We start from the raw sequence: 19,104 nt of genomic DNA, 5'->3' as shown, positions 1-19,104 counted from the left end.
GACAAGCCGATGAAATACATCGATTCACTCACTTGAGCAGCGCATTACTCCATTTGCGCGAAAAGTCTATGCCTCGTCTTTACTCTGAATTACGATCTATTTACTGAGCGCAACCGCCAGCGCGTTCACCAGCGCTCATCCCCGTACGCACCGAGCGTCCGCCGGGCGCTCGGTATCCCGCCGCTGTAGGAGACGGGAAACATGTCGTCCTGCGTCCCCGCCCGCGCCGATTCGGCCCGGACCGAGCACATCCACCCACCCCACAGCCCGCCGCCCGGCGGCCCCCGGCGCTTCCGCGTCGCGGGTGCCGACGTGTCGGCCTCGATCGCGGTCTTCCTGATCGCCCTCCCTCTCTCCCTGGGCATCGCCCTCGCCACCGGCGCCCCCCTCCAGGCCGGCCTCGTCGCCGCCGCGGTGGGCGGGATCGTCGTCGGACGGCTCGGCGGCTGCCCCCTCCAGGTGAGCGGACCCGCCGCCGGGCTCACCGTGGTCACCGCCGACCTCATCCAGCAGTACGGATGGCGTACGACCTGCGCCATCACCGTGTGCGCCGGCATCGCTCAACTCGGCCTCGGCTGCCTGCGCGTGGCACGCTCCGCGCTCGCCGTGAGCCCCGCCATCGTGCACGGCATGCTCGCCGGCATCGGCGTCACCATCGCCGTCGCCCAGTTGCACATCGTCCTCGGCGGCACCCCGCAGAGCTCCGTGCCGGACAACCTGCTCGCGCTGCCGGCCCAGTTGGCGAACCTGCGCCCCGCCGACCTGGCGGCGAGCGTGCTGACGCTGACCCTGCTGCTGCTCTGGCCGCGCGTCCCCGGCCGGGCCGGGCGGCTGCTGGGCAAGCTCCCCGCCGCCCTCATCGCCGTCGCCGGCGCCACCGCGGTCGCGGCCCTCGCCGGGCTCCGCCTGCCCAAGGTGGACCTGCCCTCCTGGAGCAGCCACGCCCTGGCGACGCTGCCCGACGGCCCGGTGCTCGGCCTCGTCGCCGCCGTGCTCACCACCACGCTGGTGTGCAGTGTGCAGTCGCTGCTCGGCGCGGTCGCCGTGGACAAACTGGTCTCCGCCCGGCCGGGCCTGACCGGCCGGGTCAAGCGCTCCGACCTCGACCGCGAGCTGCTCGGCCAGGGCGCCGGCAACATCGTCTCCGGCGCGCTCGGTGGACTGCCCATCGCCGGTGTGGCCGTACGCAGCACCGCCAACGTGTCCGCCGGCGCCGTCAGCCGGAACTCCACGATGCTGCACGGCCTTCTCGTACTGATCGCCACGCTGCTGCTGGTCCCGGCCCTGGAGCTGATCCCGCTCGCCTCGCTCGCCGCCCTGGTCATGGCCGTCGGCCTGAAGATGGTGTCGCTGAACCACATCCGCACGGTGACCCGCCACCGCGAGGTGCTGGTCTACGCCGTCACCACCGGAGGCGTGGTGTTCTTCGGTGTTCTGGAGGGCGTCGCGCTGGGCATCGCCGTGGCCGTCGGCGTCGCCCTGCACCGCCTGACCCGTACCCGGATCAGGCACGAGGAGACGGCAGGGGTCCACCACGTGCACGTGAGAGGCCAGTTGACCTTCCTCGCGGTGCCGCGGCTCAGCCGGGTCCTGCACCAGGTGCCCCAGGGTTCGGACACCGTAGTGGAACTGGACGGGTCGTTCATGGACCACGCGGCGTACGAGACGTTGCAGGACTGGCAGAAGACGCACACCGCGCAGGGAGGCCGCGTCGAGATCACCGGCCGCCGCCCGGGCACCCGCATCTCCGAGCCGGCCGACACGGACGGCTGCCGCTGCCGCCCCTGGACTCCCTGGCGCAACCACCAGTGCGAGCCCCCGCAGCCGGCGCCCCCGCCCGGCACCGACCGGCAGGACGGGACCGGTACGGAAGCGGACACCGCGCCCGCTCCCGGCGGACCGCGCGGACAGGGCGGGGAGAGCGGGGCGGACGGGCCCGGACCCGAAGGGACCGTCGCACCGGGCGAACACACCGGTCCGGTCGTCGCGGGCCCCCCCGGCGGGCTCAGCGGACGGGAGCTGGCGCGTGGCATCAGCGCGTTCCAGCGCAACACCGCGCCCTTGGTGCGCGGCGAGCTGGCCCGGCTGGCCCGTGAGGGACAGCAGCCCTCCCAGCTCTTTCTGACCTGCGCCGACTCCCGGGTGGTCACCTCGATGATCACCTCCAGCGGGCCCGGCGACCTCTTCGTCGTGCGCAATGTGGGCAACCTCGTGCCGCTGCCCGGCGAGGAGAGCGGCGACGACTCCGTTGCCGCCGCGATCGAGTACGCGGTGGACGTGCTGAAGGTGCGGTCCATCACCGTGTGCGGGCACTCCGGCTGCGGGGCCGTGCAGGCACTGCTCAGCGCCGATCCCGGCGGCGCGCAGACGCCTCTCAAGCGGTGGCTGCGGCACGGGCTGCCGAGCCTGGAGCGACTCCGGGGAGAGCCGGTGGGCGCCGAGTCCCAGCCCCGGCTGGCCGGACGTCCGCCCACCGACGCGGCCGAGCGGCTCTGCCTGGCCAACGTGGTCCAGCAGCTGGAGCACCTGCGCGCCCACGACGCGGTGGCCCGGGCCCTGAGAACCGGGGACCTGGAGCTGCACGGCATGTACTTCCACGTGGGCGAGGCCCAGGCGTACCTGCTCTCCCCGGACCCGGGCGATGCCGGGGACGGTGTGTTCGAGCTGGTCCTGGAGACCGACCTGACCGCCTGAGCGGCACAGAGGCCGAGGCGCGGGGAGTGTGAGCGTCGTTACAGACGCTGAACCCCGCGCCTTCGGCGTCCGTGGGTACTGATGACCACTGGCCACGAGGACAGCGGACCGCCACACAGGTCTAAACCAGTTGCCCGTCGACCCTTGTCATCGGCCCCCCGGGTCTGATGAGCTGTGGCCTGGGACACAACGGACAACCCTGAGAATGGGAGATGTCGTGAGCAACGAATCCTTGGCCAACCTGCTCAAGGAAGAGCGCAGGTTCGCGCCCCCCGCCGACCTGGCCGCGAACGCCAACGTCACGGCGGAGGCGTACGAACAGGCCAAGGCCGACCGACTCGGCTTCTGGGCCGAGCAGGCCCGCCGGCTGACGTGGGCCGAGGAGCCGACCGAGACCCTCGACTGGTCGAACCCGCCGTTCGCCAAGTGGTTCAAGGACGGCAAGCTCAACGTCGCCCACAACTGCGTCGACCGCCACGTCGAGGCCGGCAACGGCGACCGCGTCGCCATCCACTTCGAGGGCGAGCCCGGCGACAGCCGCGCCATCACCTACGCCCAGCTCAAGGACGAGGTCTCCAAGGCCGCCAACGCCCTGCTGGAGCTCGGCGTGCAGAAGGGCGACCGGGTCGCCGTCTACATGCCGATGATCCCGGAGACGGCGATCGCGATGCTGGCCTGCGCCCGGATCGGCGCCGCCCACTCGGTGGTCTTCGGCGGCTTCTCCTCGGACGCGCTCGCGACCCGCATCCAGGACGCCGACGCCAAGGTCGTCATCACCTCCGACGGCGGCTACCGGCGCGGCAAGCCCTCCGCCCTCAAGCCCGCCGTCGACGAGGCGGTCGAGCGCGCCGGCACCGTGGAGCACGTCCTCGTCGTGCGCCGCACCGGCCAGGAAGTGGCGTGGGACGACTCCCGCGACAAGTGGTGGCACGAGACCGTCGACCGGCAGTCCGCCGAGCACACGCCGGAGGCGTTCGACGCCGAGCACCCGCTGTTCATCCTGTACACGTCCGGTACGACGGGCAAGCCGAAGGGCATCCTGCACACCTCCGGCGGCTACCTCACGCAGACCGCGTACACGCACTGGGCCGTCTTCGACCTCAAGCCGGAGACCGACGTCTACTGGTGCACCGCCGACGTCGGCTGGGTCACCGGCCACTCGTACATCGTCTACGGCCCGCTCGCCAACGGCGCGACGCAGGTCATGTACGAGGGCACCCCGGACACCCCGCACCAGGGCCGGTTCTGGGAGATCGTGCAGAAGTACAAGGTCTCGATCCTCTACACCGCGCCCACCGCGATCCGGACGTTCATGAAGTGGGGCGACGACATCCCCGCGAAGTTCGACCTGTCCTCGCTGCGCGTCCTCGGCTCGGTCGGCGAGCCGATCAACCCCGAGGCGTGGATCTGGTACCGCAAGAACATCGGCGCGGACGCCACCCCGGTCGTGGACACCTGGTGGCAGACCGAGACCGGCGCGATGATGATCACGCCGCTGCCGGGCGTCACCCACGCCAAGCCCGGTTCCGCCCAGCGCCCCCTGCCCGGCATCTCCGCCACCGTCGTGGACGACGAGGCCAACGAGGTGCCGAACGGCGGGGGCGGCTACCTGGTCCTCACCGAGCCGTGGCCGTCGATGCTGCGCACCATCTGGGGCGACGACCAGCGCTTCATCGACACGTACTGGTCGCGCTTCGAGGGCAAGTACTTCGCCGGCGACGGGGCCAAGAAGGACCAGGACGGTGACATCTGGCTGCTGGGCCGCGTCGACGACGTGATGCTGGTCTCCGGCCACAACATCTCCACGACCGAGGTCGAGTCGGCCCTCGTCTCCCACCCGTCGGTCGCCGAGGCGGCCGTGGTCGGCGCGGCCGACGAGACGACCGGGCAGGCCATCGTGGCCTTCGTGATCCTGCGCGGTGCGGCGGCGGAGTCCGAGGACCTGGTCAGCGAGCTGCGCAACCACGTCGGCGCCACGCTCGGCCCGATCGCCAAGCCCAAGCGGATCCTGCCGGTGGCCGAGCTGCCCAAGACCCGCTCCGGCAAGATCATGCGTCGCCTGCTGCGCGACGTGGCGGAGAACCGGCAGGTCGGTGACGTCACGACGCTGGCGGACTCCACGGTCATGGACCTCATCCAGTCGAAGCTGCCCGCGGCACCCAGCGAGGACTGAGACGCCCAGGTGAAGGGCACCCGGCGCGAGACCCGCCGGGTGCCCTTTTCGCGCGCTGCGTCCCGTTACGTACGTCACGAAGGTCACCCGGCAGCACCACGGCAGTTTAGGTAGGCTAAGGAACGCGTAAGAGACTCAACAAGATCCTCATGGTGTGCCGGGAAGTCTGGTCGGCAAGCGTGTCAGTGCTGCCCAATGACCGGAGGTCTTCCCCGTGACCGCGCCCCACACCCCCCGCAAAGCCTTCGGACGGCTGTCCCTCCCCGAGCGGAACTACGTCGCCGAAGCGCTGCGCGCCGAGACCGTCGGCGGTGTGCTGCTGCTCCTCGCCGCGATCGCCGCACTGGCGTGGGCGAACATACCGGCGTTCGGCGACAGCTACGAGAGCGTCAGCCACTTCCACTTCGGGATCGAGTCCATCGGCCTGGACCTGTCGGTCGCGCACTGGGCCGCCGACGGACTGCTGGCGATCTTCTTCTTCGTCGCCGGCATCGAGCTCAAGCGCGAGCTGGTCGCCGGAGACCTGAAGGACCCGAAGGCCGCCGCGCTCCCGGTGGTCGCGGCGCTGTGCGGCATGGCCGTACCGGCCCTCGTGTACACCGTCACCGCCACCTCCGGCGGCGGCTCGCTGGCCGGCTGGGCCGTGCCCACCGCCACCGACATCGCCTTCGCCCTCGCGGTGCTCGCCGTCATCGGCACCTCCCTGCCGAGCGCCCTGCGCGCCTTCCTGCTGACGCTCGCCGTCGTCGACGACCTCTTCGCGATCATGATCATCGCGGTCTTCTTCACCGACAGCCTGAACTTCGCCGCGCTCGGCGGCGCCGTCGTCGGCCTCGCCGCCTTCTGGCTGCTGCTGCGCAAGGGGGTGCGCGGCTGGTACGTGTACGTGCCGCTCGCCCTGGTGATCTGGGGGCTGATGTACAACAGCGGCGTCCACGCCACCATCGCCGGCGTCGCGATGGGCCTGATGCTGCGCTGCCACACCCGGGAGGGCGAGCAGCACTCCCCCGGCGAGCACATCGAGCACCTGGTCCGCCCCCTGTCGGCAGGTCTGGCCGTACCGCTGTTCGCGCTGTTCAGCGCCGGTGTGTCGGTCTCGGGCGGGGCACTGGCCGACGTGTTCACCAAGCCGGAGACCCTGGGCGTGGTCCTCGGGCTCGTGATCGGCAAGACGTTCGGCATCTTCGGCGGCACCTGGCTGACGGCACGGTTCACCCGGGCCTCGCTCAGCGACGACCTCCAGTGGGCCGACGTGTTCGCGGTGGCCACGCTGGCCGGCATCGGCTTCACCGTGTCGCTGCTCATCGGGGAGCTGGCCTTCGAGGGCGACGCGGCGATGACCGACGAGGTCAAGGCCGCCGTCCTGACCGGTTCGCTCGTCGCGGCGCTCCTGGCCACCGTGCTGCTGAAGGTACGGAACGCGAAGTACCGCCGCCTGACCGAGGCGGAGGAGCGCGACGAGGACCTCAGCGGCGTGCCGGACGTCTACGAGGAGGACGACCCGGCGTACCACCTGCGGGTGGCCGCCATCTATGAGAAGAAGGCCGCCGAGCACCGCCGGATCGCCGAGGAGATGGAGGCGGCGCGGCTTGCCGAAGTGCCGGGCGGGGCAGGCGATCAGGGCGACGGTCCGGCATGATCTGACGAGACGGTACAAAAGACGGACCGCACGCGGTCGGACGCGGTAGTCAGGCGGCGTCCGGCAGCCACGGAACCGTACGCAGATCAGCCAGCGGAAGAGGGAGAGACGCGATGAGCGCACCCGACGGCAGCCCGGTCGGCACCGAACGCAGCATCGGCCAGCTGTTCGCCTCGGCGACCACCGAATTGTCGGCGCTCGTGCACGACGAGATCGCCCTGGCCAAGGCCCAGCTGAGGCAGGACGTCAAGCGCGGGGCGACGAGCGGCGGCGCGTTCTCGCTGGCGGGCCTGCTGCTGGTGTTCTCGCTGCCGATGCTGAGCTTCGCGCTGGCCTACGGCATCCGGACCTGGAGCGGCTGGAACCTCGCGGTCTGCTTCCTGCTGTCCTTCGCGGCGAACGTCCTCGTCGCGGGCCTGCTCGCGCTGATCGGCGTCGTCTTCGCGAAGAAGGCCAAGAAGGGCAAGGGCCCGCAGAAGGTCGCCGCCTCGGTGAAGCAGTCGGCGGGCGTGCTGCAGAACGCCAAGCCGCACCCGCGTCCCGGGCTGCCCGCGGACCGGTCCCCCGAAGCCATCGAGGCTGTGGCACGCTCGTCCTCATGACGGATCCCGCCACCCCGATGGGGCAACCCCCGTCGGCGCACAACCCCGCCTCGGTCGTACGCCTCGACATCCCCGGCGGGCACGAGGTCACCCACCGGGACGTCGCCGCCAACGGCGCCCGCTTTCACATCGCGGAGGTGGGTGACGGGCCGCTGGTACTGCTGCTGCACGGCTTTCCGCAGTTCTGGTGGACCTGGCGGCATCAGCTGACGGCGCTCGCGGACGCCGGTTTCCGCGCCGTTGCCATGGACCTGCGCGGCGTCGGCGGCAGCGACCGCACCCCGCGCGGCTACGACCCCGCCGGTCTCGCCCTCGACATCACCGGCGTGATCCGCTCCCTCGGCGAGCCGGACGCCGCGCTGGTCGGCCACGACCTGGGCGGCTACCTGGCCTGGACGGCCGCCGCGATGCGGCCCAAGCTCGTACGGCGGCTCGCGGTCTCCTCGATGCCGCACCCGCGCCGCTGGCGCTCGGCCATGCTCGGGGACGTCCGCCAGACCCGCGTGGGCTCCTACATCTGGGGCTTCCAGCGCCCCTGGATCCCGGAGCGCCAACTGACGGCGGACGACGGCGCGCTGGTCGGGCGGCTGATCGACGACTGGTCGGGCCCCCGGCCGCTGGACGAGGAGGCGGTGACGGCCTACCGCCGGGCCATGTGCATCCCCTCCACGGCGCACTGCTCCGTCGAGCCGTACCGCTGGCTGGTGCGCTCGCTCGCCCGTCCGGACGGCATCCAGTTCTACCGCCGCATGAAGCGGCCGGTGCGGGTGCCGACGCTGCACCTGCACGGCTCCCTGGACCCGGTGCTGCGGACCCGGAGCGCGGCCGGTTCCGGGCAGTACGTCGAAGCGCCCTATCGCTGGCGGCTGTTCGACGGGCTCGGACACTTCCCGCACGAAGAGGACCCGGTCGCGTTTTCCACCGAACTGATCAATTGGCTGAAGGATCCCGAACCCGATCGGTGACCGTACGGACGCGCCCGGTACTCGAACCGGAACGCTTGTCCTATGAACGGCCACTTGCCCGGCGCATAGGCCAATTGGACGCTCCCGGAACGGTTATCGACCTTCGGGCGGGGGCACACGTCGGGGTATGGGCTGGACGCACGACTACAGTGACGTAGCACGCGACGGCCGCTCCACGAGCGGCGTGAGCAGCACCCACCGCCGAGGTGGCGCCCCGCAACTCGCGGCGGCGGACCTCCGGGTGGGCATTCCGCGCATCCTGCGCCGCCGGGCCCGCTGGGTCTCCGTACGCCTGCGCCATCCACGCGGCGTCAGCTGACACCCGCGCGCCGGCCGAGGCATTCCCGGAACCGGGAACCGTCCCGGAACCCGACGCCTAGAGCGCGCAGCTGTCGCTGTCCACCTGCTGGTTGGCGGCGCGGCCCTCGGCGATGTCCTCCCGGATCTCGTCCGCGGTGAGCGCGTAGCCGGTCTGGGGGTCGTCCAGAGACTTGGCGAAGACCACGCCGTAGACCTCCCCCTCGGGCGTCAGCAGCGGGCCGCCGGAGTTGCCCTGACGGACGGTCGCGTACAGCGAGTAGACGTCGCGGCCGACGGTGTCGCGGTGGTAGATGTCCGGGCCGTTGGCCGTGATGCGCCCTCGCACGCGCGCGGCGCGGACGTCGTACGCACCGTTCTCCGGGAAGCCGGCCACGATCGCGCCGTCGTCGCGGGCCGCGTCCTCCTCGCTGAACCGCAGCGCGGGCGCGTCCAGTTCCGGCACGTCCAGTACGGCGATGTCGCGCCGCCAGTCGTAGAGGACGACCGTCGCGTCGTACTTCCTGCCCTCGCCGCCTATCTGCACCGTGGGCTCGTCGACGCCGCCCACCACGTGGGCGTTGGTCATGACACGGCGCTCGGCGAAGACGAAGCCGGTGCCCTCCAGGACCTTGCCGCAGTCGGGGGCGGTGCCCATGACCTTGACGATGGAGCGCTTGGCGCGGACGGCGACCGGGCTGTTCGCCAGCGCGGGGTCGGGCGGCTGGACCTCGGTGATCGGCTCGTTGGCGAACGGGCTGAAGACCTGTGGGAAGCCGTTGCGGGCGAGGACGGAGCTGAAGCTGTTGAACCAGGTGTCGGCCTGGTCCGGCAGCACCTCCTGCACGCCCGACAGCACGTGGGACTGCCGGACCTCCTTGCCTATCGTCGGCATGGTCGTCTGGGCGAGGGCGGCACCGATCAGCCAGGCGACCAGCAGCATCGCCACCACGTTGACCAGCGCGCCGCCGGTGGCGTCCAGGGCGCGGGCCGGGGACCAGGTGATGTAGCGGCGCAGCTTGTTGCCCAGATGCGTGGTCAGGGCCTGGCCGACGGAGGCGCAGACGATGACGACGACGACCGCGACGACGGCGGCGGTCGTGCTCACCTCCGCGTTGTCCGTCAGCGCGTCCCAGATCACCGGCAGCAGATAGACGGCTACGAGACCGCCGCCGAGGAAGCCGACCACGGACAGGATGCCGACGACGAAGCCCTGGCGGAAGCCGACGATCGCGAACCAGACGGCGGCCAGCAGCAAGAGGATGTCCAGCACGTTCACCGATTCAGGCCCCGCCTCGTCGTTCTACGCTCACACCGGTCACCCTGTCATGACCGCCAGTCCAACGGGACCTGCTTCTCCCTGTCCCAGGGCCGCTCCCAGCCCGCGAAGTGCAGCAGCCGGTCGATGATGCCGGCCGTGAAGCCCCAGACGAGCGCCGATTCGACCAGGAACGCGGGGCCCTTGTGGCCGCTGGGGTGGAGGGTGGTGACCCGGTTGGCGGGGTCCGTGAGATCGGCCACGGGGACGGTGAAGACCCGCGCGGTCTCGTTCGGATCGACCACGCCGACGGGGGTGGGCTCGCGCCACCACGCGAGGACGGGGGTGACGACGAACTCGCTGACCGGGATGTAGAGCTTGGGCAGGACGCCGAAGAGCTGCACGCCGGACGGGTCGAGGCCGGTCTCCTCCTCGGCCTCGCGCAGCGCGGCCCGCAACGGGCCCTCGCCCTGCGGGTCGCCGTCCTCGGGGTCGAGGGCACCGCCCGGGAAGGCCGGCTGCCCGGCGTGCGAGCGCAGGGTGCCGGCCCGCTCCATCAGCAGCAGCTCCGGGCCCCGGCCGCCCCCACCCTCGCCGAACAGGATCAGCACGGCGGACTGGCGTCCGGCGCCGTCCTCGGGGGGCAGGAAGCGGCTCAGCTGGGTGGGCCGCACCGTCGCGACGGCCCGCACCACCGGGTCCAGCCAGCCCGGCAGGCCCTCCGTGCTGAGCATGGCGCGGCGTGTGTCGCCCTGCGTGTCACTCGCCCGTGTCATCTCCACCCCCGTCCTGCCGATTCCAACGCCCGACGCCCCCGAGATCGTTCCGTCACCCGGCCCCCAGCGGCGGCGCCGGCTTCCCGCCCGCGTCCAGATACGCCTGCGGCGGGTTCAGCCGCTGGCCGGGGAGACCGCCCTTCTCGTACTTCAGGAGCTTCCTGGCCTTCTCGGGATCCGTCTCGCCCTCGCCGTAGGCCGGGCAGAGCGGGGCGATGGGGCAGGCGCCGCAGGCGGGCTTGCGGGCGTGGCAGATCCGGCGGCCGTGCCAGATGACGTGGTGGGAGAGGTCGGTCCAGTCGCGCTTCGGGAAGAGCGCGCCGACGGCGGCCTCGATCTTGTCCGGGTCGGTCTCGGCGGTCCACTGCCAGCGGCGCACCAGGCGCTGGAAGTGGGTGTCCACGGTGATGCCGGGGCGGCCGAAGGCGTTGCCCAGCACGACGAAGGCGGTCTTGCGGCCCACTCCGGGCAGCTTGACGAGGTCTTCGAGGCGGCCGGGGACCTCGCCGCCGAAGTCCTCCGCCAGGGCCTTCGACAGCCCTATGACCGACTTGGTCTTGGCCCGGAAGAAGCCGGTGGGGCGGAGGATCTCCTCGACCTCCTCGGGGTTGGCGGCGGCCAGGTCCTCGGGGGTCGGGTACTTCGCGAAGAGCGCGGGCGTCGTCTGGTTGACGCGCAGGTCGGTGGTCTGGGCGGACAGCACGGTGGCGACGACCAGCTGGAAGGGGTTCGCGAAGTCCAGCTCCGGATGGGCGTACGGGTAGACCTCGGCCAGCTCGCGGTTGATGCGGCGGGCGCGGCGGACCAGCGCGGTGCGGGACTCCTCGCGCGGCGGCTTCGCGGCGACGGTCTTCGCCGGTGCGACGCCCTTGACGGCGGCGGCGGCCTTCTCCGGGACGACGGCGGGCTTCTTGGCGGGCGCCTGCTTCTTGGCGCTCTTCTCGGCGGACTTCTTCACGGCACCCTTCTCCGCGGTCACCCTCTTGGCAGGTGCCGCCCTTTTTGTCGCTTTCGCCGTTTCCCTACCGCCATCGGGGCCCTGTTCGCCCACGGCGGAATCGCGACGTACACCCACCCGTGCAGCCCCCTCTGCCTGTGCTCTCACCGGCGATTTGGACACCCGGCCAGCCTACGGCCCGGCACCGACATCCGCCCCGGACCTCGAAGACCGGCGCCCAATTGGACCCCTGCCGCGTACCCCGGGACACCAGTGCGGCATCCTTGTGACAGATCACACTGTTTGGACTGTCCGGCAAAATGGGCACCACGGACCCCTGGTACACCGGGGGAACAAGATCCTCTGAGCCGGTCGACAAGGAGAGAACTCGTGGACGACGTTCTGCGGCGCAACCCGCTCTTCGCGGCGCTCGACGACGAGCAATCCGCGGAGCTCCGCGCCTCCATGAGTGAGGTGACCCTCGCCCGGGGTGACTCGCTGTTCCACGAGGGCGACCCCGGAGACCGCCTCTACGTGGTCACGGAAGGCAAGGTCAAGCTCCACCGCACGTCCCCCGACGGCCGCGAGAACATGCTGGCCGTCGTCGGACCCAGCGAGCTGATCGGCGAGCTGTCGCTCTTCGACCCGGGCCCGCGCACGGCGACCGCCACCGCGCTGACCGAGGTGAAGCTGCTCGCCCTCGGCCACCCCGACCTCCAGCCCTGGCTGAACGTGCGTCCGGAGGTGGCCACCGCCCTGCTGCGCGCCGTCGCGCGCCGCCTGCGCAAGACCAACGACGCCATGTCGGACCTGGTCTTCTCGGACGTCCCCGGCCGTGTCGCCCGCGCCCTGCTGGACCTGTCCCGCCGCTTCGGCGTGCAGTCCGAGGAGGGCATCCACGTCGTGCACGACCTGACGCAGGAGGAGCTGGCCCAGCTGGTCGGCGCGTCCCGCGAGACGGTCAACAAGGCGCTGGCGGACTTCGCCCAGCGCGGCTGGCTCCGCCTGGAGGCCCGCGCGGTGATCCTGCTGGACGTGGAGCGGCTGGCCAAGCGCTCCCGCTGACCGGCCGCCCCTACTCGGGCAGCTGGACGATCCCGTGCTCGCCCAGGTACTCCAGCTGCGCCCGCACCGACAGCTCCGCCGCCGGCCACAGTGAACGGTCGACGTCCGCGTACACGTGGGCGACGACCTCCGCCGGAGTCCGGTAACCGTCCTCCACCGCCGTCTCGACCTGGGCCAGTCGGTGGGCGCGATGGGCGAGGTAGTACTCGACGGCGCCCTGGGCGTCGTCCAGGACCGGCCCGTGCCCCGGGAGCACCGTGTGCACCCCGTCGTCGGCCGTGAGCGACCGGAGGCGGCGCAGGGAGTCCAGGTAGTCGCCGAGCCGCCCGTCGGGGTGGGCCACCACGGTCGTACCGCGCCCCAGGACGGTGTCGCCCGTCAGGACGGCTCGGTCCGCCGGGAGATGGAAGCACAGGGAGTCCGCCGTGTGCCCGGGGGTCGGTACGACCCTCAGCTCCAGGCCGCCGACCCCGATCACGTCCCCGGCGGCCAGCCCCTCGTCGCCCAGCCGCAGCGCGGGGTCCAGCGCTCGCACGTTCGTCCGGGTCAGCTCGGCGAAGCGCGCGGCGCCCTCCGCGTGGTCCGGGTGACCGTGCGTCAGCAGGGTGAGGGCGACGCGCCTGCCCGCCCGCTCGGCCGTGTCGACGACGTGCCGCAGGTGGGTGTCGTCCAGCGGGCCCGGATCGACGACGACGGCCAGGTCGGAGCCGGGCTCGGCGAGGATCCAGGTGTTCGTGCCGTCCAGGGTCATCGCGGAGGCGTTGGGCGCGAGGACGTTCACCGCGCGCGCGGTGGCGGGCCCGGAGAGGACACCGCCCCTCGGCTGGCCGGGCAGTGCTGCCGCGTTCGTCATGCGGGGGCTCCCGGGGTCGGGTCGGAAGGTGTCGCCGGCGCCTTGTCCGGTGCGGTGCCCGGTACGTGCTTGGTGAACTCGTCGTGTCCCGGCCAGGAGAGCACGATCTCCCCGCCGACCAGTCGTGCCCGCGCCAGTACCGGCGTCATGTCACGGCCCGGGGCCGACGCGAGTGCCCCGGCCGCCGTAGCGCACTCCGCCAGACCGCGCAGGGTCGCGATGGTCGGCGGCATCATCAGCAGTTCGCCCTTGTCGTACCCGGCCGCGGCTTCGGCCGGGGTGATCCACACCGTGCGGTCGGCCTCCGTGGAGGCGTTGCGGGTGCGCTGGCCCTCGGGCAGGGCGGCCACGAAGAACCACGTGTCGTAGCGGCGGGACTCGAACTCCGGGGTGATCCAGCGCGCCCAGGCGCCCAGGAGGTCGGAACGCAGGACGAGGCCCCGGCGGTCCAGGAACTCCGCGAAGGACAGCTCACGGTCGACCAGAGCGGTCCGGTCGGCCTCCCAGCCGGCGCCCGTCGTGTCGCCGACCACCGTGTCGCCGGTCGGGCCGGCCAGCAGCACCCCGGCTTCCTCGAAGGTCTCCCGCACGGCCGCGCAGACGATCGCCTGGGCGCCCGACTCGTCGACGCCGAGCCGGTCCGCCCACCACGCGCGCGTGGGGCCCGCCCAGCCGATGTCGCGGTCGTCGTCGCGCGGGTCAACGCCGCCACCCGGATAGGCGTACGCGCCCCCCGCGAACGCCATGGAGGCGCGGCGGCGCAGCATGTGTACGGCCGGACCGGTGGCGGTGTCCTTCAGGAGCATGACGGTGGCCGCGCGCTTGGGGGTGACCGGCGTGAGGGTGCCGGCCGCCAGCGCGCGGATGCGGTCCGGCCACTCGGGTGGGTACCACTGGCCGTTCGCCTGCTCGTTCGCGTGACCGTTCGCCATGGCCGGAGGCTATCCGGTGACGGGCGGATGTTCGAGTGGCCCCAGGGGGGCGAGGCGCGCGTCGGCCGGGGCGGGCGCGGGTCAGCCGGGGAGGGCGGCCAGCCACTCGGTGAGCAGCCGGTTCGTCTCCTCGGGGCGCTCCTGCTGGAGCCAGTGCCCGCAGCCGTCGATCAGGTGCGAGGCGGTCAGGCCGGGCAGCGTGTCCGGGTACGCCTCGATCGCGTCGGTCAGCCAGGTGGTGGAGGCGTCGAGGCCGCCGCCCAGGAAGAGGGACGGCTGGGTGATCGGGGCTCCTCGGTGAGCGGCCAGGTCGGCCCAGTCGCGGTCCATGTTGCGGTAGCGGTTGAGAGCCCCGGTCAGGCCGGTGCGCTCGAACTCCCCCGCGTAGACGTCCAGCTCCTCCTCGCTCAGCCAGGAGGGCAGCCGTCCGTGGGCCGGGAAACGGTCGCGGAGCCTGCCGCCGGGGGCGACGAAGTGCGGGTCGGGGGCTTCGGGCGCCGGCATGGTGTCGGCGGACAGGGCGGCGTAGAAGCCGGCCAGCCAGCCGCGTACGTCCGGCTCGATCTCCGCCTCGGCGCGGCCGGGCTCCTGGAAGTACGAGACGTAGAACTCCTGCCCGGCGAACGGCCCGGCGGGGTCGCTCATGCCGGCGAAGACCTCGCTCGGCCTGGGGCCGCCCGGCGGGGTGTACGGCACGCTCAGCAGGCCGACCGCGCGGAACACGTCGGGCCGCAGCAGCGCGCAGTGCGCGGCGACGGTCGCGCCCCAGTCGTGGCCGACGATCACCGCGGACCGCTCCCCGAGGGCCTCCACCACGGCGACCTGGTCCGCCACCAGGTCGAGCATCCGGTACGCCTCGACCGCCTCCGGCCGTGAGGAGCGTCCGTAGCCGCGTACGTCGACGGCGACCGCGCGGTGGCCGGCGGCGGCGAGCGCGGGCAGCTGGCGGCGCCAGGAATACCAGGACTCCGGGAAGCCGTGCACGAGCAGGACCAGCGGCCCGCTGCCCTGCTCCACCAGGTGGATCCGCCCGGCCGGGGAGGGCACCAGGCGGTGGACGGGACGGTGTCGGTCGGTCGCGGGCGGCTGCGGCATGGCTCCTCCTGGCACGTGCGGTCGGTCCGGTGCCGGCACCGCTGCGCGCGGGGACACCGGAAGCGATCCTGCGGGGGCGCGCCCGGGGAGGCGAGCTTTGTTGCCGGACCGGCAACGCACGCCCGCGCTCCCGGCCACCACCCGACGCGGGAGACGCGCCACAGGAACGGCGCGCCCCGCGCGGCACACCCAAAGCCGCACGCCCGCGCGGTGGCCGTTACGCCTGCCTCACGCGCGGGTGACGCGTTACGCCTGCGTCAGCTCCACCTGCACCTCGACCTCGACCGGCGCGTCCAGCGGCAGGACCGCCACGCCGACCGCGCTGCGGGCGTGGACGCCCTTGTCGCCCAGCACCTCGCCGAGGAGCTCGCTGGCGCCGTTGATCACGCCCGGCTGGCCGGTGAAGTCGGCCGCGGACGCGACGAAGCCGACGACCTTCACGACGCGCGCGACACGGTCGAGGTCACCGGCGACGGACTTCACGGCGGCCAGGGCGTTCAGCGCGCAGGTGCGCGCCAGCTCCTTGGCCTCGTCCGGCGTGACCTCGGCGCCCACTTTGCCGGTGACCGGGAGCTTGCCGTCCAGCATGGGCAGCTGGCCGGAGGTGTACACGTAGGGGCCGGACTGCACGGCCGGCTGGTAGGCGGCCAGCGGCGGGACGACATCGGGCAGCGTCAGACCGAGCTCGGCCAGCTTGGCCTCGACGGCGCTCACGCCTGCTTCTCCCGCTTCAGGTAGGCCACGAGCTGCTCGGGGTTGTTCGGCCCGGGCACCACCTGGACGAGCTCCCAGCCGTCCTCGCCCCAGGTGTCCAGAATCTGCTTCGTGGCATGGACGAGCAGCGGCACGGTTGCGTATTCCCACTTGGTCATGTGGCCGACTCTAGCCGTTGCCCGGCACCCCTCCGGCGGTCGGCCGGGACGACGTTGTCCACAGCCTCCGGCGTACTCGGCGGGCGGACTGGTTACGCTCGAATACGTGAGCAGGCTCCAGGTCGTCAGCGGCAAGGGCGGAACCGGCAAGACCACGGTGGCCGCGGCCCTCGCGCTGGCCCTGGCCACCGAGGGGAAGCGCGCGCTTCTCGTCGAGGTCGAGGGCCGCCAGGGCATCGCGCAGCTCTTCGAAACGGAGGCGCTGCCTTATGAGGAGCGGAAGATCGCCGTCGCTCCCGGGGGCGGGGAGGTGTACGCCCTGGCCATCGACCCCGAACTGGCGCTCCTGGACTACCTCCAGATGTTCTACAAACTGGGCAGCGCCGGACGGGCGCTGAAGAAGCTCGGGGCGATCGACTTCGCGACCACCATCGCCCCCGGGGTCAGGGACGTCCTGCTGACCGGCAAGGCGTGCGAGGCGGTGCGGCGCAAGGACAAGCGCGGCCGGTTCGCGTACGACTACGTCGTCATGGACGCCCCGCCGACCGGCCGCATCACACGCTTCCTCAACGTCAACGACGAGGTGGCCGGTCTCGCGAGGGTCGGCCCGATACACAATCAGGCCCAGGCGGTGATGCGGGTGCTGAAGTCGCACGAGACCGCCGTGCACCTGGTGACCCTGCTGGAGGAGATGCCGGTCCAGGAGACCGCGGACGGCATCGCCGAGCTGCGGGCGGCACGGCTGCCGGTGGGGCGGGCCATCGTCAACATGGTCCGGCCCGCGGTGCTGGACGCCGCCGAGCTGGACCTCGTACGGGGCACACCGCGTACGGCGCTCGCCCGCTCCCTGTCCGCCGCCGGGCTCGGCGGGGCGCGGCGCGGCGGGCACGCCGAGCGGCTGGTGGACCCGCTGCTGGCGCAGGCCGAGGAGTACGCCGAGCGGTACGCCCTGGAGGAGGAGCAGCGGGCCGTCCTGACCGGGCTGGACCTTCCGCTGCACGAACTGCCGCTGCTCGCCGAGGGCATGGACCTGGCGGGCCTGTACGAACTGGCCACCGAGCTGCGGAAGCAGGGGATCGCATGAGTCCGGACCCGGCCGGCCGCCACCAGGAAGGCGCCCGGCACCAGGAGGGCGCCCGGCACCTGTCTCCCGCGCGGGTGCTCGACGTCGACCCGCTGCTGGAGGACCCGGAGACCCGCATCGTGGTGTGCTGCGGCTCGGGCGGGGTCGGCAAGACGACCACCGCGGCGGCCCTGGGCCTGCGCGCGGCCGAGCGCGGCCGCAAGGTGGTCGTCCTCACCATCGACCCGGCCCGGCGGCTCGCCCAGTCCATGGGCATCGACTCGCTGGACAACACCCCGCGCCGGGTGAAGGGCGTCGACGACGCGGCGGGCGGCGAGCTGCACGCCATGATGCTGGACATGAAGCGGACCTTCGACGAGATCGTCGAGGCGCACGCGGATCCCGACCGGGCGGCGGCGATCCTGGGCAATCCCTTCTACCAGTCGCTCTCGGCGGGCTTCGCGGGCACGCAGGAGTACATGGCGATGGAGAAGCTGGGGCAGCTGCGGGCCCGGGACGACTGGGACCTCATCGTCGTGGACACCCCGCCGTCCCGCTCGGCGCTGGACTTCCTGGACGCCCCCAAGCGCCTCGGTTCCTTCCTGGACGGCAAGCTGATCCGCGTCCTGCTGGCCCCGGCGAAGGTCGGCGGCCGGGCCGGCATGAAGTTCCTGAACGTCGGGATGTCGATGATGACCGGCGTCCTGGGGAAGGTGCTGGGCGGCCAGTTCCTGAAGGACGTGCAGACCTTCGTGGCCGCGATGGACTCGATGTTCGGCGGCTTCCGCACCCGCGCGGACGCGACGTACAAGCTGCTTCAGGCGCCCGGGACGGCGTTCCTGGTGGTCGCGGCCCCGGAGCGGGACGCACTGCGCGAGGCCGCGTACTTCGTGGAACGGCTGGCCGCCGAGGACATGCCGCTCGCGGGTCTGGTGCTCAACCGTGTCCACGGCAGCGGCGCCGACCGGCTGTCGGCCGAGCGGGCGCTCGCCGCCGCGGAAAATCTTGAGGATCCCCGCATTGTGGATCAGGACGACGGGAAAGCTGGAGTTCGTAACTCCCCCGACCCGCAAGACAGTTCAGACACTCCCGAGCCCGCTGCTGAGGAACCCGAGGCTCCCGAAGCCGCCGACCCTGTGGAGGACACACCGGAGCGCTCCGTCGACCAGCTCACCGCGGCCCTGCTGCGGCTGCACGCGGAGCGCATGCACCTGCTCGCCCGCGAGCAGCGCACGCGTGACCGCTTCACCGCGCGTCACCCGGAGGTGGCGGTCACGGAAGTGGCCGCACTCCCCGGCGACGTGCACGACCTCGCGGGGCTGCGGGACATCGGGGCCCGTCTCGCGACGGGCCGACCGGAGCTGCCCGAGCCGGGCGCCTGATCCGGCCCGGGGTCCGTGGCCGGGGGGCGCGTCCGGCCCGCTCAGCCCACGGCCGCGTAGTTCTCGTAGACCTCTTCGTCGTCGAGGGGCACGATGCCGGCCCCTCGCTCGTACTCCGTCCGCGCCGTCTCCAGGAGCCGGCGCCAGGAGGTCACGGTGGGCCGCCGGCGCAGCAGTGCGCGGCGCTCCCGTTCCGTCATGCCTCCCCACACGCCGAACTCGACGCGGTTGTCGAGCGCGTCGGCCAGGCACTCGGTCCGCACCGGGCATCCGGTGCACACCGCCTTGGCCCTGTTCTGCGCTGCTCCTTGAACGAACAGTTCGTCCGGATCGGTAGTGCGGCAGGCGGCCTGCGCACTCCAGTCGGTTACCCAGCCCATACCGGCGCCGTCCTCTCCCGAATCGAGGCTCCCCCACGGCGGCAGCGGCATATTCACCGCCGCCAGTTGAGGACGTTACGGAAGGCGGGCACAGCGCAACACCCCCTTCGGGCCCAATCTT

At 72.1% G+C, this 19,104-nt stretch carries 18 protein-coding genes; 9 read left to right on the top strand and 9 right to left on the bottom strand.

The annotated features are described in order from the left end of the window. Positions 1-201: 201 nt before the first annotated feature. From ACFW47_RS11280 to ACFW47_RS11255, 6 genes are all read left to right on the top strand, one after another. Positions 202-2,694, top strand: a complete 2,493-nt coding sequence (locus ACFW47_RS11280) for a SulP family inorganic anion transporter (RefSeq protein WP_386305595.1) — start codon at positions 202-204, stop codon at positions 2,692-2,694. 217 nt (positions 2,695-2,911) lie between these two features. Beyond that, positions 2,912-4,867 carry an acetate--CoA ligase gene (gene acs / locus ACFW47_RS11275; RefSeq protein WP_386279581.1) on the top strand — a complete coding sequence of 652 codons (1,956 nt, stop codon included), beginning with the start codon at positions 2,912-2,914 and terminating at the stop codon, positions 4,865-4,867. Between the two features lie 214 nt (positions 4,868-5,081). Further along, positions 5,082-6,506: a Na+/H+ antiporter NhaA gene (nhaA, locus tag ACFW47_RS11270; protein WP_386279583.1), complete on the top strand. Its 1,425-nt coding sequence runs from the start codon at positions 5,082-5,084 to the stop codon at positions 6,504-6,506. 113 nt (positions 6,507-6,619) lie between these two features. Then, complete coding sequence (locus ACFW47_RS11265) at positions 6,620-7,108, top strand: phage holin family protein (protein WP_386305593.1); 489 nt, start codon at positions 6,620-6,622, stop codon at positions 7,106-7,108. Continuing rightward, a complete protein-coding gene (locus tag ACFW47_RS11260; protein WP_386305592.1) occupies positions 7,105-8,073 on the top strand; it encodes an alpha/beta fold hydrolase in 969 nt (322 codons plus the stop codon). Before ACFW47_RS11265 ends, ACFW47_RS11260 begins: the two co-directional genes overlap by 4 nt. Positions 8,074-8,200: 127 nt before the next feature. Beyond that, the gene (locus ACFW47_RS11255) at positions 8,201-8,392 is read left to right on the top strand and encodes a hypothetical protein (RefSeq protein ID WP_386279589.1); all 192 of its coding nucleotides are present in this window, start codon (positions 8,201-8,203) and stop codon (positions 8,390-8,392) included. A gap of 57 nt (positions 8,393-8,449) precedes the next feature. On the opposite strand, the gene ACFW47_RS11250 is transcribed toward ACFW47_RS11255, so the two are convergent. From ACFW47_RS11250 to nth, 3 genes are read right to left on the bottom strand one after another with little or no spacing between them, the layout of a single operon-like run. Next, the gene (locus ACFW47_RS11250; RefSeq protein ID WP_386279591.1) at positions 8,450-9,649 is read right to left on the bottom strand and encodes a MarP family serine protease; all 1,200 of its coding nucleotides are present in this window, start codon (positions 9,647-9,649) and stop codon (positions 8,450-8,452) included. A 47-nt stretch (positions 9,650-9,696) separates the two neighbouring features. Then, the gene (locus tag ACFW47_RS11245) at positions 9,697-10,404 is read right to left on the bottom strand and encodes an NUDIX hydrolase (protein WP_386305591.1); all 708 of its coding nucleotides are present in this window, start codon (positions 10,402-10,404) and stop codon (positions 9,697-9,699) included. Between the two features lie 52 nt (positions 10,405-10,456). After that, positions 10,457-11,524 carry an endonuclease III gene (gene nth, locus ACFW47_RS11240; protein WP_386305589.1) on the bottom strand — a complete coding sequence of 356 codons (1,068 nt, stop codon included), beginning with the start codon at positions 11,522-11,524 and terminating at the stop codon, positions 10,457-10,459. A gap of 207 nt (positions 11,525-11,731) precedes the next feature. On the opposite strand from nth, the gene ACFW47_RS11235 reads away from it, so the two are divergent. Next, the gene (locus ACFW47_RS11235; RefSeq protein WP_073726592.1) at positions 11,732-12,406 is read left to right on the top strand and encodes a Crp/Fnr family transcriptional regulator; all 675 of its coding nucleotides are present in this window, start codon (positions 11,732-11,734) and stop codon (positions 12,404-12,406) included. A 10-nt stretch (positions 12,407-12,416) separates the two neighbouring features. Here ACFW47_RS11235 and ACFW47_RS11230 read toward each other — a convergent pair whose 3' ends face one another. The 5 genes from ACFW47_RS11230 to ACFW47_RS11210 form a co-directional block, all read right to left on the bottom strand. Beyond that, positions 12,417-13,259 (bottom strand): MBL fold metallo-hydrolase, encoded by an 843-nt coding sequence (locus ACFW47_RS11230; protein ID WP_386279598.1) that lies wholly within the window; start codon positions 13,257-13,259, stop codon positions 12,417-12,419. After that, positions 13,256-14,191: an NUDIX hydrolase gene (locus ACFW47_RS11225; RefSeq protein WP_386279600.1), complete on the bottom strand. Its 936-nt coding sequence runs from the start codon at positions 14,189-14,191 to the stop codon at positions 13,256-13,258. The genes ACFW47_RS11230 and ACFW47_RS11225 overlap by 4 nt, the downstream gene beginning before the upstream one ends. 81 nt (positions 14,192-14,272) lie before the next feature. Further along, on the bottom strand, positions 14,273-15,286 hold the full coding sequence (locus tag ACFW47_RS11220; RefSeq protein ID WP_386279602.1) for an alpha/beta fold hydrolase: 1,014 nt from the start codon (positions 15,284-15,286) through the stop codon (positions 14,273-14,275). 246 nt (positions 15,287-15,532) lie between these two features. Continuing rightward, positions 15,533-16,000: a RidA family protein gene (locus tag ACFW47_RS11215; RefSeq protein WP_386279604.1), complete on the bottom strand. Its 468-nt coding sequence runs from the start codon at positions 15,998-16,000 to the stop codon at positions 15,533-15,535. Continuing rightward, the gene (locus tag ACFW47_RS11210; protein ID WP_003975360.1) at positions 15,997-16,158 is read right to left on the bottom strand and encodes a DUF4177 domain-containing protein; all 162 of its coding nucleotides are present in this window, start codon (positions 16,156-16,158) and stop codon (positions 15,997-15,999) included. The genes ACFW47_RS11215 and ACFW47_RS11210 overlap by 4 nt, the downstream gene beginning before the upstream one ends. A 106-nt stretch (positions 16,159-16,264) precedes the next feature. On the opposite strand from ACFW47_RS11210, the gene ACFW47_RS11205 reads away from it, so the two are divergent. Next, complete coding sequence (locus ACFW47_RS11205; protein WP_386279606.1) at positions 16,265-17,242, top strand: ArsA-related P-loop ATPase; 978 nt, start codon at positions 16,265-16,267, stop codon at positions 17,240-17,242. Further along, on the top strand, positions 17,239-18,603 hold the full coding sequence (locus ACFW47_RS11200) for an ArsA family ATPase (RefSeq protein WP_386279608.1): 1,365 nt from the start codon (positions 17,239-17,241) through the stop codon (positions 18,601-18,603). Before ACFW47_RS11205 ends, ACFW47_RS11200 begins: the two co-directional genes overlap by 4 nt. A gap of 41 nt (positions 18,604-18,644) precedes the next feature. On the opposite strand, the gene wblA is transcribed toward ACFW47_RS11200, so the two are convergent. After that, complete coding sequence (gene wblA, locus ACFW47_RS11195; RefSeq protein WP_019329806.1) at positions 18,645-18,983, bottom strand: transcriptional regulator WblA; 339 nt, start codon at positions 18,981-18,983, stop codon at positions 18,645-18,647. Between the last annotated feature and the right edge of the window lie 121 nt (positions 18,984-19,104).

The sequence above is a fragment of the Streptomyces sp. NPDC058796 genome, from assembly GCF_042745235.1.
Classification (GTDB): Bacteria; Actinomycetota; Actinomycetes; order Streptomycetales; family Streptomycetaceae; genus Streptomyces.
Note: the sequence above shows the minus strand (reverse complement) of the source record. Positions and strands in the feature narration are given on the sequence as shown.

Excerpts from the sequence above, each read along its gene's own strand:
- ACFW47_RS11280 (WP_386305595.1), top strand. The coding sequence starts at position 202 with ATGTCGTCCTGCGTCCCCGCCCGCGCCGATTCGGCCCGGACCGAGCAC.
- ACFW47_RS11265 (WP_386305593.1), top strand. The coding sequence starts at position 6,620 with ATGAGCGCACCCGACGGCAGCCCGGTCGGCACCGAACGCAGCATCGGC.
- ACFW47_RS11260 (WP_386305592.1), top strand. The coding sequence starts at position 7,105 with ATGACGGATCCCGCCACCCCGATGGGGCAACCCCCGTCGGCGCACAAC.
- ACFW47_RS11255 (WP_386279589.1), top strand. The coding sequence starts at position 8,201 with ATGGGCTGGACGCACGACTACAGTGACGTAGCACGCGACGGCCGCTCC.
- ACFW47_RS11245 (WP_386305591.1), bottom strand. The coding sequence starts at position 10,404 with ATGACACGGGCGAGTGACACGCAGGGCGACACACGCCGCGCCATGCTC.
- ACFW47_RS11230 (WP_386279598.1), bottom strand. The coding sequence starts at position 13,259 with ATGACGAACGCGGCAGCACTGCCCGGCCAGCCGAGGGGCGGTGTCCTC.
- ACFW47_RS11225 (WP_386279600.1), bottom strand. The coding sequence starts at position 14,191 with ATGGCGAACGGTCACGCGAACGAGCAGGCGAACGGCCAGTGGTACCCA.
- ACFW47_RS11220 (WP_386279602.1), bottom strand. The coding sequence starts at position 15,286 with ATGCCGCAGCCGCCCGCGACCGACCGACACCGTCCCGTCCACCGCCTG.
- ACFW47_RS11210 (WP_003975360.1), bottom strand. The coding sequence starts at position 16,158 with ATGACCAAGTGGGAATACGCAACCGTGCCGCTGCTCGTCCATGCCACG.
- ACFW47_RS11200 (WP_386279608.1), top strand. The coding sequence starts at position 17,239 with ATGAGTCCGGACCCGGCCGGCCGCCACCAGGAAGGCGCCCGGCACCAG.
- wblA (WP_019329806.1), bottom strand. The coding sequence starts at position 18,983 with ATGGGCTGGGTAACCGACTGGAGTGCGCAGGCCGCCTGCCGCACTACC.